General features: G+C 52.1%; 20 protein-coding genes. 9 read left to right on the plus strand and 11 right to left on the minus strand.

All coding sequences use genetic code 11. The features are described 5' to 3' along the window. The first annotated feature begins 7 nt into the window (after positions 1–7). Together L2Y54_RS10815 and L2Y54_RS10820 are read left to right on the plus strand one after the other, a co-directional pair. Positions 8–637: a L,D-transpeptidase gene (locus L2Y54_RS10815; protein WP_236501906.1), complete on the plus strand. Its 630-nt coding sequence runs from the start codon at positions 8–10 to the stop codon at positions 635–637. Positions 638–640: 3 nt separating this feature from the next. After that, entirely contained in the window at positions 641–1,822 is a 1,182-nt protein-coding gene (locus L2Y54_RS10820) for an O-succinylhomoserine sulfhydrylase (RefSeq protein ID WP_236501907.1), read from the plus strand. Here L2Y54_RS10820 and L2Y54_RS10825 read toward each other — a convergent pair. The 5 genes from L2Y54_RS10825 to fur form a co-directional block, all read right to left on the minus strand. Then, positions 1,819–2,064 carry a hypothetical protein gene (locus L2Y54_RS10825; RefSeq protein ID WP_236501908.1) on the minus strand — a complete coding sequence of 82 codons (246 nt, stop codon included), beginning with the start codon at positions 2,062–2,064 and terminating at the stop codon, positions 1,819–1,821. The two genes, L2Y54_RS10820 and L2Y54_RS10825, sit on opposite strands and share 4 nt — an antisense overlap. Next, the gene (gene hemE, locus L2Y54_RS10830; RefSeq protein WP_236501909.1) at positions 2,061–3,125 is read right to left on the minus strand and encodes a uroporphyrinogen decarboxylase; all 1,065 of its coding nucleotides are present in this window, start codon (positions 3,123–3,125) and stop codon (positions 2,061–2,063) included. Before hemE ends, L2Y54_RS10825 begins: the two co-directional genes overlap by 4 nt. Positions 3,126–3,166: 41 nt before the next feature. After that, positions 3,167–3,613 (minus strand): GatB/YqeY domain-containing protein, encoded by a 447-nt coding sequence (locus tag L2Y54_RS10835; protein ID WP_236501910.1) that lies wholly within the window; start codon positions 3,611–3,613, stop codon positions 3,167–3,169. A gap of 2 nt (positions 3,614–3,615) precedes the next feature. Beyond that, the gene (gene rpsU, locus L2Y54_RS10840) at positions 3,616–3,831 is read right to left on the minus strand and encodes a 30S ribosomal protein S21 (protein ID WP_202718058.1); all 216 of its coding nucleotides are present in this window, start codon (positions 3,829–3,831) and stop codon (positions 3,616–3,618) included. 83 nt (positions 3,832–3,914) lie between these two features. Continuing rightward, a complete protein-coding gene (gene fur, locus L2Y54_RS10845; RefSeq protein WP_236501911.1) occupies positions 3,915–4,334 on the minus strand; it encodes a ferric iron uptake transcriptional regulator in 420 nt (139 codons plus the stop codon). Between the two features lie 67 nt (positions 4,335–4,401). Here fur and L2Y54_RS10850 point away from each other — a divergent pair, with 67 nt between their 5' ends. Further along, positions 4,402–4,731: an outer membrane protein assembly factor BamE gene (locus L2Y54_RS10850; protein WP_236501912.1), complete on the plus strand. Its 330-nt coding sequence runs from the start codon at positions 4,402–4,404 to the stop codon at positions 4,729–4,731. Positions 4,732–4,736: 5 nt separating this feature from the next. On the opposite strand, the gene L2Y54_RS10855 is transcribed toward L2Y54_RS10850, so the two are convergent. The 5 genes from L2Y54_RS10855 to L2Y54_RS10875 are packed head-to-tail and all read right to left on the minus strand — an operon-like array spanning position 4,737 to position 8,210. After that, positions 4,737–4,985, minus strand: a complete 249-nt coding sequence (locus tag L2Y54_RS10855; RefSeq protein WP_236501913.1) for a hypothetical protein — start codon at positions 4,983–4,985, stop codon at positions 4,737–4,739. Next, positions 4,985–5,296, minus strand: a complete 312-nt coding sequence (locus L2Y54_RS10860) for an RnfH family protein (RefSeq protein WP_236501914.1) — start codon at positions 5,294–5,296, stop codon at positions 4,985–4,987. The genes L2Y54_RS10855 and L2Y54_RS10860 overlap by 1 nt, the downstream gene beginning before the upstream one ends. After that, entirely contained in the window at positions 5,283–5,720 is a 438-nt protein-coding gene (locus L2Y54_RS10865; protein ID WP_236501915.1) for a type II toxin-antitoxin system RatA family toxin, read from the minus strand. The genes L2Y54_RS10860 and L2Y54_RS10865 overlap by 14 nt, the downstream gene beginning before the upstream one ends. An 8-nt stretch (positions 5,721–5,728) precedes the next feature. Continuing rightward, a complete protein-coding gene (locus tag L2Y54_RS10870) occupies positions 5,729–6,622 on the minus strand; it encodes a hypothetical protein (protein ID WP_236501916.1) in 894 nt (297 codons plus the stop codon). Continuing rightward, positions 6,612–8,210, minus strand: a complete 1,599-nt coding sequence (locus L2Y54_RS10875) for a bifunctional aminoglycoside phosphotransferase/ATP-binding protein (protein ID WP_236501918.1) — start codon at positions 8,208–8,210, stop codon at positions 6,612–6,614. Before L2Y54_RS10875 ends, L2Y54_RS10870 begins: the two co-directional genes overlap by 11 nt. Positions 8,211–8,258: 48 nt before the next feature. Here L2Y54_RS10875 and mrcB point away from each other — a divergent pair, with 48 nt between their 5' ends. The 5 genes from mrcB to L2Y54_RS10900 are packed head-to-tail and all read left to right on the plus strand — an operon-like array spanning position 8,259 to position 14,406. Then, positions 8,259–10,676, plus strand: coding sequence for a penicillin-binding protein 1B (mrcB, locus tag L2Y54_RS10880; RefSeq protein WP_236501919.1), 2,418 nt, complete (start codon positions 8,259–8,261; stop codon positions 10,674–10,676). A gap of 8 nt (positions 10,677–10,684) precedes the next feature. Next, complete coding sequence (locus L2Y54_RS10885; RefSeq protein WP_236501920.1) at positions 10,685–11,215, plus strand: tetratricopeptide repeat protein; 531 nt, start codon at positions 10,685–10,687, stop codon at positions 11,213–11,215. 19 nt (positions 11,216–11,234) lie between these two features. Continuing rightward, positions 11,235–13,211, plus strand: a complete 1,977-nt coding sequence (locus L2Y54_RS10890) for a DNA repair helicase YoaA (protein ID WP_236501921.1) — start codon at positions 11,235–11,237, stop codon at positions 13,209–13,211. Further along, complete coding sequence (tsaB, locus tag L2Y54_RS10895; RefSeq protein WP_236501922.1) at positions 13,192–13,890, plus strand: tRNA (adenosine(37)-N6)-threonylcarbamoyltransferase complex dimerization subunit type 1 TsaB; 699 nt, start codon at positions 13,192–13,194, stop codon at positions 13,888–13,890. Before L2Y54_RS10890 ends, tsaB begins: the two co-directional genes overlap by 20 nt. Before the next feature lie 54 nt (positions 13,891–13,944). Beyond that, positions 13,945–14,406 (plus strand): Uma2 family endonuclease, encoded by a 462-nt coding sequence (locus tag L2Y54_RS10900; protein ID WP_236501923.1) that lies wholly within the window; start codon positions 13,945–13,947, stop codon positions 14,404–14,406. Here the strand turns inward: L2Y54_RS10900 and cysZ are convergent. Next, entirely contained in the window at positions 14,392–15,120 is a 729-nt protein-coding gene (gene cysZ / locus L2Y54_RS10905; RefSeq protein ID WP_236501924.1) for a sulfate transporter CysZ, read from the minus strand. The two genes, L2Y54_RS10900 and cysZ, sit on opposite strands and share 15 nt — an antisense overlap. 84 nt (positions 15,121–15,204) lie before the next feature. On the opposite strand from cysZ, the gene L2Y54_RS10910 reads away from it, so the two are divergent. Further along, complete coding sequence (locus tag L2Y54_RS10910; RefSeq protein WP_236501925.1) at positions 15,205–15,828, plus strand: NAD(P)H-dependent oxidoreductase; 624 nt, start codon at positions 15,205–15,207, stop codon at positions 15,826–15,828. The last annotated feature ends 44 nt before the right edge of the window (positions 15,829–15,872 follow it).

Genomic DNA, 15,872 nt, shown 5'->3' on the forward strand with positions numbered 1-15,872 from the left:
GGCATTGATGGCAGAGCCAAATGTGACTCCCTTACATTTGCCACCTTTGCCCGTGTCGGCAGCGGAGGCAGTACCCGCCAGTGATGAACGCTTTACTGCACTGCTCGCTAAGTTGGCACAGGATTTTCCGAGCTATTCAACCGCACAGGTATTGGTGGTGGACGCCACCGCACAAACGCTGATCTTAGTGGAAAACGGGCAGGCGGTGAATGAGTGGGTGATTTCCACTGCCACTAACGGTTTGGGGAGTGCCAAAGGGAGTCAGCAAACCCCGTTAGGTGTGCATCGGGTGGCAAAAAAATTCGGTGATGGTGCGCCGTTGGGAACCATCTTCAAAGCACGGCAAAATACTGGGCGTGTTGCGCAAATTCTGCTTGGTGCGGATGAGCGCAGTACCGCTGATAATGTCACCACTCGTATTCTGTGGTTGGATGGCTTAGAGCCGGGTGTGAATAAAGGCGGTAATGTGGATTCGTATGACCGCTATATTTACATTCACGGTACGGACGAAGAAGGCAGGCTGGGGAATCCGGCTTCGCACGGCTGCATTCGGATGCGCAATGCCGATGTGATCGACTTGTTCAACCGCGTGGATGAAGATACCTTGGTGGTGATTACTCAGAAACGCGAGGGATAAGCGTTGAACCATAACGAGTGGGATTTTGAAACGCTGGCAGTCCGTGCTGGTCATGTGCGCACCAACGAAGGCGAGCATTCGGAAGCCATTTTCCCAACCTCCAGCTTTGTGTTTGGCAGTGCAGCGGAAGCGGCAGCGCGGTTTGCTGGGACTAAGCCGGGGAATATCTATGCACGGTTTACTAACCCGACCGTGCGTTATTTTCAGGAACGTCTCGCCGCGTTAGAAGGCGGGGAGAGCTGTGTGGCTACCGCATCGGGGATGTCGGCGATTTTGGCGGTGATGTTGGGCTTGCTGAAAGCGGGGGATCATGTGGTGTGTTCCCGCGCTGTTTTCGGAACGACTACGCTATTGCTGCAAAATATTATCGGCAAATTCGGAGTGACCTTTAGCTTTGTCGAATTGACCGATATGAGCGCTTGGGAAGCGGCGTTGCAACCGAATACGCGCTTATTGTTCGTGGAAACACCGGCTAATCCGTTAACCGAAATTGTGGATATTCGTGAATTAGCCGATTTAGCTCACCGTCACGGTAGCTTACTGGTGGTCGATAACTGTTTCTGTACCCCGGCTTTGCAACGCCCGTTGGATTTGGGGGCGGATATTGTGGTGCATTCCGCCACCAAGTATTTGGATGGTCAGGGGCGGGCGCTAGGCGGTGCTGTAGTCGGTGATAAAGAACGTGTCGGTAAGGATGTCTACGGGGTGTTGCGCAATGGTGGCATGACCATGAGTCCGTTTAATGCGTGGATTTTCCTGAAGGGTTTGGAAACATTGTCGCTGCGGATGAAGGCGCATTGCGAGAATGCCATGCAACTGGCGCAATGGTTGGAAACACATCCGGCGATTGAGCGGGTGCATTATCCGGGGTTGGCATCGCACCCTCAACACGCGCTGGCGCAACAGCAGCAAAGCGGTTTCGGCGGTATTGTTTCCTTTATCGTGAAAGGTGGGCAGGAAGCCGCTTGGCAAGTGGTAGACGCGACTCAAATGCTCTCGATTACCGCGAATCTGGGGGATGCCAAAACCACGATTACGCACCCTGCGACCACGACGCATGGGCGCTTAAGCCCTGAGCAAAAGGCTCAAGCGGGGATTGCTGCCGGTTTATTGCGGGTATCCGTAGGGTTGGAAAGTGTGCGGGATATTCAACGTGATTTGGCTCGCGGCTTGGATGCGCTTTAAGGCAGTCGGAAGGCGGGTAGCTTGAATTCCCGCCGAATGTCGTTCAGTTCTAAAAACGTTTCTAATTCTTCAGGAATCAACTGGAAACGGTAGCCGCCGTCGCCGGGGTAAGGTTCGGTGTGGTCGCATTTGCCATCCATAATGGCTGCTGGTATTTCAGCAAAGGCTTGGCATTCTCGCTCAGGATTATTTTCCAGAAAATGCTGGCAGAATACGCAGACCGGAGGGAGGACACAGCTCAAGCGTGATACTGCTTACCCAGCTCATGCACGGCATCCACCAATACGCCGACATTTTCTGGGTTGATATGCTGGTGAATCCCATGCCCCAGATTAAACACATGCCCAGACCCTTGCCCGTAACTCGCCAAAATATCAGCGACTTGCTGACGAATTACCTCCGGTGACGCATACAGCACACAAGGATCCATATTGCCTTGCAACGCAACTCTGTCACCCACACGGGCGCGAGCGTCGGCAATATTAATCGTCCAATCCAGCCCCAAACCATCGCAACCCGTATCTGCCATCGGTTCGAGCCATTGCGCCCCGCCTTTGGTGAAGAGGATGACAGGAACTTTGCGACCGTCATTTTCACGGGTCACGCCATCGACGATTTTCTGCATGTAACGCAGGGAGAATTCACGGTAAGTGGCGGGTGTCAGTGAACCGCCCCAGGTATCAAAGATCATCGCCGCTTGCGCACCGGCTGCAATTTGCGCATTCAGGTAGAGGATAATGCTGTCAGCGAGTTTATCCAACAGCAGGTGCAGAGCTTTGGGGTTGTCGTACAACATGCCCTTCACCTTGGCGAATTCCTTGCTGGAACTGCCTTCCACCATGTACGTGGCAAGCGTCCACGGGCTGCCGGTGAAACCGATCAGGGGAACACGCCCGTCGAGTTCGCGGCGGATGGTGCGCACGGCATTCATCACGTACTGCAATTCGCCTTCGGGGTCGGGAATGCCGATCTTCTCTATATCCGCCATGCTTTGCACAGGGTTAGTGAAACGCGGACCTTCGCCTTCCGAGAAGTACAAGCCTAAGCCCATTGCATCGGGAATGGTGAGGATGTCGGAAAACAGGATTGCCGCATCCAGCGCGTAACGTTCTAGCGGTTGCAGGGTAACTTCGCAAGCAAGGTCGGCATTTTTGCACAAATCCATGAAGCTGCCAGCGCGGGCGCGGGTAGCACGGTATTCAGGCAAATAACGCCCGGCTTGACGCATAATCCAAATGGGCGTGGTATCGACTGGCTGTTTCAGGAGTGCACGTAAAAAACGGTCGTTTTTAAGATCGGTCATATCGACACCCCTGAACTAAATGCGTAGAAGATTGGCGGGTTTTAGCCGCCGAGACGGGCTTTGATCAGTCCGCTCACTTGTCCCATGTCAGTACGGCCTTGCGCTTTGGGTTTTAGCCATGTCATGACTTTGCCCATGTCGCGTACCGATACTGCGCCCGTTTCAGCCATCGCTTGCTGGATGAGGTCATCCAATTCGGCGGCACTGAGGGGTTGTGGAAGGTAGGTCTGGATAATACCCAGTTCATATTCTTCCTGAGCGACCAAATCGGTGCGGCCTGCATCGCTGTATTGGCGGATGGATTCGCGGCGCTGTTTGGTCATTTTGTCCAACACCACCAGCACGGCGGTATCGTCCATTTCGATGCGCGTATCGACTTCTTGCTGCTTAATCGCCGCGAGAATCAGACGAATCACGCCAAGTTGCGCCTTTTCATGCGCACGCATGGCGGTTTTCATGTCTTCAGTGATTTGTGCCTTGAGGCTCATAATCAGTACATACGCACGCGACGGTTGAGGTCACGGGAAATGCGCTTCAGGTTGCGCTTCACCGCCGCAGCACGCATACGCTTGCGTACAGAGGTAGGCTTTTCATAGAATTCACGGGCGCGAACGTCAGCTACAACGCCAGCTTTTTCACAGGTGCGCTTGAAACGGCGCAGAGCAACTTCAAAAGGCTCGGTATCACGTACTTTTACACTAGGCATACAAATCTGTCTCAAATCCACAATTGAGTAAAGCGCGAGATTATACCCGCCTGCCAGCCAAATGCAAAACATTCACGCGGTTTTCACGCGCTTTTGTCCGTTTCGTTGATAAATTCGCCGTAGAGAATCAAGGAATGATCCTTAATGCGGAAATTGTGTTGTTTTGCCAGCTCGCGTTGACGTTGCTCAATGATTTCGTCGTAAAACTCAATAACCTTGCCGGTTTTCATGCACACCATGTGGTCGTGATGCTCTTCGGTAGCGAGTTCAAATACCGCTTGCCCGCCTTCAAAATGGTGGCGGTTGACCAAGCCAGCGGCTTCAAATTGGGTAAGCACTCGATAAACGGTAGCAAGCCCAATTTCTTCACCATTTCCTAGCAACGATTTGTAAATGTCTTCGGCACTGAGGTGATGTTCGTGTGAATTGCTTAATAAATCGAGAATTTTGACTCGTGGCTGTGTGATTTTCAAACCAGCACGTTTAATATCCTTCTCTTCCACTCTGCACTCTCCATCCTGAATAGTCTATTATGATGCCCATGTTTACTTTGGACGATGCAAGACTAACATGATAAAGCCTATCATTTCACTCACCCTTTCTGCCGTTCTGTTATTGGGCGGCTGTACTTCTTACAAAATGGAAATTCAGCAGGGTAATTACATTACCCGCGAAGAGTTGGCGTTGGTACAGCCGGGCATGAGTGCGGCGCAAGTACAGGCTACCTTGGGGACACCACTTTTGGTGGATGATTTCCACAAAGACCGTTGGGATTATGTGTTTTACCTGAAATCACCGGATGGCACCGTACAACGTAGCAGTGTCACGGTATTTTTCCAGAATGGGGCAGTACGCGATATTCGCAATGAAGTCGTGCCGGTTAACGTTAAAGCCAAATAATACGCTTATAACCATTGCCGTAAATAAAAAATATATTGCCCTTCTGATGATTTGGAAGGGCCTTGTACGATGGCGGCGAAGCGTTTGGCATCGTCACGGGCAGCCTCAAGCGCTTCCTGTGGGGTGGCATACACCGTGATGCAACTTGCCGGAAAGCGGTTGCGGCTGGTTTTGAATTTGGGCATGTACACCGTGGCGTAAGCAGCTTGGGATATACCTTGACCCGAAGGATCGGGGGGAACCATGCCGTGCATTAGCTTTCACCTTTTTTCATGACTTTACCTTCAGCGGCACGTTGTTTGCGCACCGCTTTGGGGTCGGCGATCAAGGGGCGGTAAATTTCGATGCGATCCCGTTCCCGCAAGGGTGTGTCTAGCTTGGCAAGTTTACCGAAAATGCCCGCTTCCAAGGTATCAAGATTCAATTCGGGGTAATGTTTCAGAATGCCAGAGGCTTGGATGCCGTCACGGATAGTGCTGCCATCCGACACCTGCGCTTTCATGAGTAATTGCTCATGGGGTAGGGGGTAAACCACTTCGATGGTGAGGGTATCAGGGTTTGCCATAAACTTTTTTCGCTCTTTCGACAAACGAATCGACCAAGGTGTTGGCGACTTGGTTAAATACTGGACCAACCACGAGGCTCAAAATCTTGTTGGAAAACTCGAAATCCAGATCCAGCGACACCTTACATGCCCCGGCTTTGAGTTCATCAAAACGCCAAAAACCGTGCAAATGTTGAAACGGGCCGTCAATCAGGCGCATTTCAATGATTTTGTCCTTTTGCAGGCGGTTGAGCGTCGTGAAGCGTTTGTTCACTGCACCTTTGGCAATTTCGATACTGGCTTTGACTTGATCGGTATCACGCTGATGCTCCACCGCTGTCCTACACCAAGGCAGGAACTGCGGGTAGAGGTTGATATCGTCGACCAGTTGGTACATTTGTGCAGGGCTGTAAGGCACTAATGCACAGCGACTAATATGCGCCATATTGGACGTTACTTTGCAGCAGGTGTAGGCGCAGGAGCCGGTGCGGGAGCCGCAGCAGGTGCAGGTGTGGATGCAGCCGGTGCTGGCGCAGGCGCTGCTGTCGGTGGTGGTGCATTAGCCGGTTCAAACACGCTGAAATCAGCGGGAACACTGAAGTCCGCATCTGCCAAAGCATCTTTTGCCAAGCCACTCAACTCACTACGCGGACCTTCGGGTAGGGCTTGGATACGCAAGGCTAAACCGTCACGGTGTAAACTGGCGGAGCCTTCGGAAGGCGGGGTCATGCCTTGAGCTTTGGCGGATTCGACCGCAATGCTATCCATGTATTCAAACATGGTGACGAGCATTTTGTGGTCGGCAGCATCCATGCTTGCAGCGCTGGCAATGCACACATCACGCACGGCTTTGTCATCAATGTTGACGGTGGAAATCTTGCACTCCATGCCTTGAATGGTTTCTTTGCGCTCGGTTGGTTCCATCTTGATGGCGGGCGGTGGGGCTTTCATGGCCGCTTCGCTTTGCTGGATGCGTTCTTCAAGGGCTTTACGCTGGTCTTCCGGCATGGAAGCCATTTGCTTTTTCATTTCTTCCTTGAACTGGTTTTGCATCTCGACCACTTTGGTCATGCGGGTGCGGATTTTGTCCGGGTTGGTTTCGATGAATTGTTTGGTTTTGGTGTTGATGGTGTACAGCATTTTTTTGCTGTCATCATACAGCGAGTAAACGTCACTGCCGACTTCACCCATGCGCACTTTGTCACCGTTAATTTGAATCACGGTTTGGCGTTCTTGCGGGGCAAAGCCCGTGTCTGTGTAGGTCAATTTGGTGTCGGCGTGAGCCAGGCCGCTGATGCTAAGGGAGAGCGCAGTCATTAGGCAAAGTGACAGGGGATTAAGGTGCATTTTCGACTCCATGTTTTTCTGGGCAATCAAGCAGCGCTTGAAGCTTGGCTAACGGTAAACTTTCATTGCAACGAACTGTTACACAAGGTTCATTATCCTGCAATGGTTTGTAGTGGGTTAATTGTTGTTGCAACACCGCAAGATCGGCATCGGAGGCATCAGTGCCGATGTATTGGCGTTGCGTGATATTGGCTTGCAATTGTGCGGGTGTGCCGCTGAAATGCAAGATTAAAAATCTTACGTGCAATTGCTGTGCTAATGTTTGGAAACGCTGGCGTTGTGCAATATCTAGGAACGTGGCATCCACCACTACTGGATAATCGTGCTGTAGTGCTAGGGTTGTCAGCGTTGCGAGTCGGTCATACGTGCGGGCGTTCATGGCAGGGTTGTAAAGACTGTCGGCAGGCAGGGTGGTGAGGCGTTTGCGTTCCACATCCGAACGTAGTTGGATGTAACCCCATTGTTCCACCAGTGGGCGGCAGCCCCATGACTTGCCCGAACCACTCAAGCCGTGCGTAATCAGTAAAGCCGCTTGACGCGCTTGGGTGTAGCTTGCTGCCAAGTTCAAGTAGTTGACGCAGTGTTGTAAACATTCCGCACGGGTGACTTCATCTTCCACTTGACTGAGGCGCAGGGCGTGAACTTTGGCACGTACCATTGCCCGATACACTTTGTAAAAATTGAGTACTGGCAATGCATCATAATCACCACTGGCGCTTAGCCAAGCATTGAGCAGACGGTTAGCCCAAGATGGTTTGCCCCGGTCCTCCAAGTCCATCAGGAGGAATGCTGTGTCGCTGGCAGTGTCAATCCAACGTAACGCTTCGTTGAATTCAATGCCGTCGAAAAAAGTGATTTTGCTGTCAATCAGGGCTATATTCCCCAGATGTAAATCGCCATGACAGGCGCGGATATGCCCATTTTGCCGACGTTGCAGTAAGTTGGTATGGCAGCGGGAGTATTCCTGTTGTGTCCAAGCTTCCAGTACACTCAGGCGGGTCATGAGCGTTGGTTGAAGTACTACTAGGTCATGCAGGTGTTGGCGCAGCATAGCGAAATTTTGTTGCATCGGTGCGAGGATGCTGTCCGGTGTTCCCCATGCGCTGGCAGTTGGTGCAGATTCTGCTTGCTGATGAAACTGGGTTAGGCGTGTGGCAATTTCGTCCATGTATTCAATGGGCAAATGCTCGGCGGCTAATAGCCTATCTAATTGTTGCGCGGGATCGAATTGCCGCATTTTGACTGCATATTCAACCACGGTAGCATTAATGGCGGCAGCGGGTGTGGCGGCTGACCCTAGCTGGTAGGTGTTGCCTATTTGCAGGATAGGCACTACTTCTAAGTAAATTTGTGGCGCTAAACGCCGGTTGAGGCGGATTTCCTCCTCACAAAAATGCTGTCTGTCAGCCAGTTGCGAAAAGTCGAGGAAGCCGAAGTTGACTGGCTTTTTTACTTTGTAAGCGAACTCGCCGGTCAGGAAAATGGTCGATATATGGGTGTGAATTACTTGTATATTGTGCGTTGTATGGGGGTAGAATGCGGGGTTGCGCATCGCCTCCCACAGAATGTCGGATGTGTGTAAGGACATGCCATGTCTCTATGTGACCCGAAAATATAAGCATAGCAGGAAAATAGTTTGAGTCAGGAAGTAAAACAGGAATCGGCATTACGCCGTTTCTTCAATGGGCTATGGTTTAGCGTCAGTCTGTTTGGGCGGGTTTTCCGCATCTTGTTATTGGTTGCCATCGTCTTAGGGTTATTGCTAGGTATCGTCTATACCTTGGAGCTGGATGATAAAGTGCGCGAGCAGTTCGAGGGCAGGCGCTGGGAATTGCCTGCACGGGTATTTGCGCGTCCACTGGATTTATATGAAGGGCAACAGCTCTTCGCCGACCATCTTGAGCAAGAGCTGAAGTTGCTAAATTACCGTTCAGTTGAGAAGCCTATTGAAACCGGGCAATACCAACGCCAGGGCAGTAAATTTGTTATCAATACCCGTGGCTTCCAGTTTGCAGATGATAAAGAGCCTGCACGTAGCATTAAAGTGAGTGTTGCCAATGGCAAAGTGGCAACGTTGGGTTATACGGATGGTAAAAACCCTCTGGATTTAATGCGTTTAGAGCCGGTATTGATTGGTAATTTCTACCCGCGTCAGAATGAAGACCGCGTATTGGTGCGCCAGCAGGATGTACCGCCGTTACTCCTTGCGGGCTTGGTGGCGGTTGAAGATAAGAAGTTTTACGAGCACCAAGGCGTTAACCCGATGGCGATTGGGCGGGCATTGGTGGCTAACCTTAAAGCAGGTCATACCGTGCAAGGTGGCAGTACCCTGACGCAACAGTTGGTGAAAAACTTCTACCTGACCAATGAGCGTAGTTGGAACCGCAAACTGAAAGAAGCCACGATGGCTTTCCTGCTGGAAATGCGTTACACCAAGCAAGATATTATGGAGGCCTACCTGAATGAAATTCATTTGGGGCAGGATGGCGACCGCGCTATCCACGGGTTTGGTTTGGCAGCACAATTTTATTTCAATCGCCCCATCTGGGAGTTGAAGCCCGACCAAGTGGCGCTGTTGATTGGTCTGGCGAAAGGGGCTGGCTATTACGACCCACGCTTGCATCCTGACCGAGCGTTAACCCGGCGTAATTTGGTGTTGCAGGTAATGCTTAACGAAAAGGCGATTACCCCGGAAGTGTATGCGGAGGCCTTAGAGCAGCCATTGGGGGTTAGTGAGAAAAAACCGTCCGGCAACAGCCCCTTCCCAGCTTACTTGGATTTGGTACGTCAGCAATTGCAGCGTGATTACAAAGAAGAAGATGTGCGTAGCCAAGGATTGATGATTTTTACGGCGATGGATCCGATTGTGCAGTTGACCGCAGAAACGATCCTGCAAAACCGGGTCGGGCGTTTGGAACGTGCTGAACGCATTCCCAAGGGTAAGCTGAATGGTGCATTGATCATTAGCAGCGTGCAAGGTGGTGAAGTAATGGCCTTGGTGGGCAGCCGCGATGTGCGCTATGCCGGTTATAACCGTGCGTTGACGGCGCAACGTCAGATAGGCTCACTGGTCAAGCCCGCCATTTATTTAGCAGCGTTGGCAAATCCCCAAAAATACAATTTGGCAACCCGCCTCAGCGACGGCCCGGTGACAGTGAAGTTGGGCGCGAAGAAATTCTGGCAGCCGAAAAATTACGACAATTCCAGTATGGGTGCAGTGACCTTGTTGAAAGCCATCACACTGTCCCGCAATACCCCCGCCGTGCGGGTAGGCGTTGGTGTTGGGCTGGATAATGTTATACAAACGTTGCATGATTTGGGTATTCCTGGTGAGATTCCCGCTTACCCTTCGATTTTGCTGGGAGCGCTGGAGATGGCACCCATTGATGTGCAGCAAATGTACCAAACGCTGGCATCGGGCGGTTCGTATTCGCCTTTGAAAGCGATTCGTAGCGTGATGAATCCGCGTGGGCAAGTATTGACCCGCTACCCGTTGACGGTCAAACAGGTCGCCAGCCCTGAAGCAGCAGATTTATTAGCCTATGCCCTGCATCGGGTCACGATAGAGGGGACAGCCAAAGAACTTGCATCAACCTTGCCGGGGTGGAAAAAGGTAGCGGGTAAAACCGGCACAACCAACGACAAGAAAGATAGCTGGTTTGCCGGTTTTTCCGGGCAGCATGTGGTGACGGTCTGGGTGGGGCGTGATGACAATAAACCCACCAATATGACTGGCGGTACGGGTGCACTGAAAGTGTGGTCAGATTTATTCAAAGTGTTACCGACCAAACCACTTCAGGTCGCGAGTTCTTCGCGTTTGGTCTGGGTTGATGTTGACCAGTCTACCGGGCTGCGGTTTAATCCGGCCTGCGGTAAAGCGATACGTACCCCGTTTATTAAGGGTACACAACCGCAGCAAACCAGTTATTGTGCGCCACCCACGCCAGTCGAACCTGTTGCGCCTGCGCCCTCAGCACCTGCGGGTGCGCCTGCGCCAGCCCCAGCTCAGCAGCCTTCTGATCGTTCTGGCTGGATTGATAATTTGATGCGATGAGAGTAATCATGACCCCCAATTCTCGTTATTTCGTCGGTATACCTGTTTTATTGGCAGGATTGTTGTCAGCATGTTCCCCTAATCCGATGGTTTTGCAAGACCGGGTAGCCGCCGGGCGTAGTGTTGTGGTTTCGCCACGCGCTACAACACCTATCCCACCTGAAAAACCGGCGATGCCAGCACCCACATTGAACAGTAGCAGTGAAGTGGTTATCCCTAAGAAGCCCGCAGCATCTGTTGCGCCAACTGAGGTGGTTAGTACTGCCCCACCGCCTGCCCCTGAACCTGTGGAAGTGTTAACGCCTAAAGTGTATCCCAGTTCCCCGGCTGTCAAAGCCCTCATGAAAACGGCGGATGCCGAAGCCGCCAGTGGCAATCTCGACAAAGCGGCGGATACCCTTGAACGTGCCTTGCGTATTGAGTCCGACAATCCCGATATATGGTTAAAACTGGCGAAGATCAACGAACGCCAAGGCAACCGTGAGCAAGCTGCCAATATGCTCAGCAAAGCCAAAACCTATCAGGAGCAGCTCAATTAGCACTTCTGGCACGATACCAATGCCGTTGGAGCAAAGTGATTTATTGGGTGAGTCTGGCCTGTTTGCGCAATGGATTGACGGCTTCCAAGCCCGTCCGCAACAGCAAGCCATGTTGCAGGCGGTACAAGCAGCCCTGCAAACGCAAGGCACAGCGGTGATTGAAGCAGGCACTGGCGTAGGCAAAACCTTTGCTTACCTCGCCCCCGCCTTATTGTGCGACGAGCGGGTGATCATTTCCACCGGCAGCAAAACCCTGCAAGATCAGCTTTACCACAAAGATTTGCCCTTGGTGCGCAAAGCGCTAAAAAGTGCAGTCAAAACCGCCCTGCTCAAAGGGCGTGCTAATTACCTGTGTTCCCACCGTTTGAAAACGACCTTGGATGAAGGTCGTTTGCCGGATCGTAAAAGTGTGACATGGTTGCACCGGATTCGTGATTGGTCGGAATTAACCAGTCACGGCGATATTGCCGAGTTATCCGCCGTGCCGCACGATGCGGAAATTTGGGGGCGGGTGACATCCACCACCGAAAATTGCCTAGGTGCGGAATGCGGTGATTACCAAGAGTGCTTTGTGGTGAAAGCGCGGCGGGCAGCGCAGGAAGCCGACATTGTGGTGGTGAATCACCACCTGTTTTTTGCGGATATGGCGCTCAAAGAAGAAGGTTTTGGCGAATTGCTGCCACTGGCGAATGTGGTAGTGTTGGATGAGGCGCATCAATTGCCAGAAATCGCCTCGGCATTTTTCAGCGACACGTTTAGCAGCCGCCAATTGTTCGATTGGAAACGCGATACGCTGGTGGAGGCGTTGGAAAATGCTTCCGATATGCCGCAGATTCGTGAATTTCTGGATCATTTGGAAAAAGCGGTGATGGATTTACGCTTGGCAATGGATACGCCTGGGCAGCGAGCGCCGTGGATTCGCATCAGTAATAAACCCGCGATTGTGCAACATTTGCAAGCGCTTGACGTGAGTATGACCGATTTGGCGGCATTGCTGGAACACGCCGCCGAACGCAGCAAGGGGTTGCAGTCGTGCTACGAACGGTTGTTGGAACAACAAGCACGGCTAGCACGAGTACACGCGCCCGCGCCGGATACGGTGCAATGGTTTGAAACCTTTACCCGTGGTTTTGTGATTACTACTACCCCGTTGGACGTGTCGGTTCCTTTCAAAAAATGCATGGAAGAATTGCCGTGCAGTTGGGTAATGACCTCGGCGACGTTGGCGGTAGGGCAGTCATTTGAGCATTTTAATCAGCGCATGGGCTTGGATACCGCCACCACGTTGCAATTGGATAGCCCGTTTGATTATTGGCATAATTCCTTGCTGTATTTACCGCCTAACTTGCCAGAACCGCAAGATGCTGATTTTGTGTCAGCCTTGGTGGAGGCGGCGATTCCGGTGATTAAAGCCTGTGGCGGGCGCACGTTTATGTTGTTTACCAGTTATCGGGCCTTGCATGAGGCGGCCGAATTGCTGCAAGACCGTTTTGAGTATCCGTTGTTGATTCAAGGCGAATCACCGCAGCGCGATATGATTGAGCGCTTTCGGGAATTGGGCAATGCGGTATTGCTGGGTACGGCGAGTTTCTGGGAAGGCGTGGATGTGCGCGGTGAAGCCTTGAGTTGCGTGATTATTGATAAGCTGCCATTTGCTGCCCCTAACGATCCGGTGACGGAAGCACGGCTGGATAGCATCCGCAAGCGTGGCGGCAATCCGTTTGGTGAATACCAGATTCCGCAGGCGGTGATTACCTTGAAGCAAGGGGTCGGGCGCTTGATTCGGGATCAGCAGGATCGCGGGGTGCTGATGATTTGCGATATTCGTTTGCGTACCCGCAGTTATGGCAAAATTTTCCTCGATAGCTTGCCGCGTATGCCACGTACCCAAAAATTAGAAATTGTTGAACGGTTTTTTGCTAATAAAATACCCCCCATCCCCAACCCTTCCCCCGCAGGGGGCGTAAGAGATACCAATGAAATTACTAGCCCTTGATACCTCGACTGAAGCTTGTTCTGCTGCTGTGTATGCAGATGGTACAACGTTCTGCGAATTTGAATTGACCCCAAGAGCGCACACGCAATTGATTTTGCCGATGGTGGAAAGCGTGCTGGCGGCGGCGGGCTTGCGCTTGGCGGATGTGGATGCGCTTGCGGTCGGGTGCGGCCCCGGTGCGTTTACGGGGATTCGTATTGGTGTGGGTGTGGCGCAAGGCTTGGCGATGGCGGCGAATAAGCCGGTGATTGCGCTGTCTACTTTGGCGGCATTGGCGCAGCAGGCGTATGTGCAACACGGCGCAACACAAGTATTAGTGGCGTTGGATGCGCGGATGGGCGAAGTGTATTGGGGGCAATATGCGTTGCAGGATGGGTTGATGCACTTGCAGGGTGTCGAGCAAGTGTGCGCTCCGGTGGATGCGCCAGTGCCGGAAACGGCAGGCTGGTTTGCGATTGGGCATGGCTGGTCGGCTTACACTGATGTGTTGCAGGCGCGGTTTGGCGATAAATTGACTGGCGTGGATGCGGAATCGTTACCGGCGGCGGAATTTATGTTGCCCTTAGCCCTGGCTGGTTGGCAAGCAGGCAAAGCAGCCGCGCCAGAAGCTGCGCAGCCGGTTTACTTGCGGAATAAGATTGCGTTGACCACGCAAGAACGGTTGGCTGTTCAACGCTAAGAATTGGTGGCATAGTCAAGTCATCATCTGACCAATGCTAAGTGAGGAAATATCATGGAGTGGCAAGCTGTTATTGATAACCCGTTGTTGCAGGATCTGCCTTTCAAGATTGAACTGAACAAATGGGGAAAAATTCTGATGAGTCCAGCCAGTAATAATCACGGGCGGTTGCAATATTTGATTGGCTCGCGGCTGGAGCGCGGTAAGGGTGGTGGCACAGTGATTATGGAATGCTCTGTTCAAACCACAGATGGGGTGAAAGTGGCGGATGTGGCGTGGGCATCTGATGTGTTTATTGCTGAACACGGTTTCCAAACGCCGTACAAGGTTGCCCCCGAAATTTGTGTTGAAATCACCAGCCCTTCCAATTCCAAAGCGGAAATGGAAGAGAAAGTGCAGCTTTATCTGGCAAAAGGCGCGAAGGAAGTTTGGGTGTGTGATGACCGTGGACAAACGCGCTATTACGCCCCTATTGGTGAGATGGAACGTTCCCGTGAAGTGTTAGACGGGTTCTGAGAGTTTACGCACCCAAAACGCTGTGCCACCCGCTACGCCTACGGGCATGGCAAAGAAATTCACCACCGGAATCGCGGTCATCAACGATAGCAGCCAGCCAAATCCAAGCGCTTCGCTGCGATGCTTTTTCAACGCTATTAATTCATCCTTGAAAAATAGGTTGTGGTTGCCCATTGGGTAGTCGGCGTATTCAATCGCCAGCATCCATGCGCCAAACAACGTCCATGCGATGGGCGCGATGATATTGACGCCCGGAATCACCGTGATGATCAGCAGTAAAATTAACCATTTACCCATATACCACAGCTTGCCAAGTTCACTGCGGAAGGTGCGCACAATCAGTGCGGGCAGGCTTTTATAGCCCTCGAATTCAGGGATGGGCTGCCCATTGAGACGCGCTTCGACCCGTTCGGCGAGTACCGAATTGAATGGCGCGGCAAGAATATTGGCGACGATAGAAAACACGTAAAATACCGCGAAGAAAATCAGCACGGCGAACACAGGCCATAGCAGCCATTCCAGCCAAGTTAACCAGCTTGGTAATAGCCGTGCCATCCAAGCATCAAGTTGCGATGTTGCCAGCCAGATACCGCCGGAAAATATCACAATGTTGATCAGTAGCGGCACAACCACAAACGGGCGAATGCCTTGCTGCGTAATGAGTGACAGCCCGCTAAACACGTAGCTAAAGCCCTTGAACAATCCCGTTATCATTGTCTATTCCCTGTTCTCGATAGTGATGGTGTGGCTATACTGTAGCGCATTTAGCGCACTGTTTTAAGTTAAGGAGTTTTAACCATGCAATCATTCATGCAAGCAATGAATTTCCGCCATGCCTGTAAAAAATTTGATCCCGCCCGTCAGATTCCAGCGGATGAGTTCCAGCAGATTTTGGAATGTGGGCGTTTGTCGCCGTCGTCTTTCGGGATGGAGCATTGGCATTTTGTGGTGGTGCAAACCCCGGCATTGCGTGAGCAGTTGCGGGAGGCGTGCTGGAATCAGCCGCAAATTACCGAGAGTAGCCATGTGGTGGTGATTTTGGCGAAAACCGCAGCGGTTGAGCCGGGTAGTGATTATGTGCAGCGACTTTTCGGGCGGCGTGGTTTGCCAGCGGAAGCATCAGCGGTCTATCTGGAGCGTTATGCCGCGCACAATGCCAGCGAAATCAAGCCCTACATGAACACGTTTGCGTGGAGTGCCAAGCAGTGCTACCTCGCACTGGCAAACATGATGACGGGGGCTGCGAGTCTGGGGATTGATTCTTGCCCGATTGAGGGTTTTTCCAAAGCAGGGGTGGAGGCATTGCTGGGCATTGATGCTGAGCAATACGGTGTCGCGGTGTTGGTAACGTTTGGCTACCGTGCAGGCGAGCAGACGCCGCGTTTGCGCCAAGCGTTAGCGGATTTGGTGGAATACCGTTGAACTTGGGGTTTGCACAACGGTGTACGGTTTACGTGATGGCACAC

This window comes from Thiothrix winogradskyi (assembly GCF_021650935.1).
In the GTDB taxonomy this organism is placed as follows: Bacteria; Pseudomonadota; Gammaproteobacteria; order Thiotrichales; family Thiotrichaceae; genus Thiothrix; species Thiothrix winogradskyi.

Coding starts and splice junctions, on each gene's coding strand:
- L2Y54_RS10815 (WP_236501906.1), top strand. CDS start 8: ATGGCAGAGCCAAATGTGACTCCCTTACATTTGCCACCTTTGCCCGTG.
- hemE (WP_236501909.1), bottom strand. CDS start 3,125: ATGACCGATCTTAAAAACGACCGTTTTTTACGTGCACTCCTGAAACAG.
- L2Y54_RS10835 (WP_236501910.1), bottom strand. CDS start 3,613: ATGAGCCTCAAGGCACAAATCACTGAAGACATGAAAACCGCCATGCGT.
- rpsU (WP_202718058.1), bottom strand. CDS start 3,831: ATGCCTAGTGTAAAAGTACGTGATACCGAGCCTTTTGAAGTTGCTCTG.
- L2Y54_RS10850 (WP_236501912.1), top strand. CDS start 4,402: ATGATAAAGCCTATCATTTCACTCACCCTTTCTGCCGTTCTGTTATTG.
- L2Y54_RS10855 (WP_236501913.1), bottom strand. CDS start 4,985: ATGCACGGCATGGTTCCCCCCGATCCTTCGGGTCAAGGTATATCCCAA.
- L2Y54_RS10860 (WP_236501914.1), bottom strand. CDS start 5,296: ATGGCAAACCCTGATACCCTCACCATCGAAGTGGTTTACCCCCTACCC.
- L2Y54_RS10865 (WP_236501915.1), bottom strand. CDS start 5,720: ATGGCGCATATTAGTCGCTGTGCATTAGTGCCTTACAGCCCTGCACAA.
- L2Y54_RS10870 (WP_236501916.1), bottom strand. CDS start 6,622: ATGCACCTTAATCCCCTGTCACTTTGCCTAATGACTGCGCTCTCCCTT.
- L2Y54_RS10875 (WP_236501918.1), bottom strand. CDS start 8,210: ATGTCCTTACACACATCCGACATTCTGTGGGAGGCGATGCGCAACCCC.
- L2Y54_RS10885 (WP_236501920.1), top strand. CDS start 10,685: ATGACCCCCAATTCTCGTTATTTCGTCGGTATACCTGTTTTATTGGCA.
- L2Y54_RS10890 (WP_236501921.1), top strand. CDS start 11,235: ATGCCGTTGGAGCAAAGTGATTTATTGGGTGAGTCTGGCCTGTTTGCG.
- tsaB (WP_236501922.1), top strand. CDS start 13,192: ATGAAATTACTAGCCCTTGATACCTCGACTGAAGCTTGTTCTGCTGCT.
- L2Y54_RS10900 (WP_236501923.1), top strand. CDS start 13,945: ATGGAGTGGCAAGCTGTTATTGATAACCCGTTGTTGCAGGATCTGCCT.
- cysZ (WP_236501924.1), bottom strand. CDS start 15,120: ATGATAACGGGATTGTTCAAGGGCTTTAGCTACGTGTTTAGCGGGCTG.
- L2Y54_RS10910 (WP_236501925.1), top strand. CDS start 15,205: ATGCAATCATTCATGCAAGCAATGAATTTCCGCCATGCCTGTAAAAAA.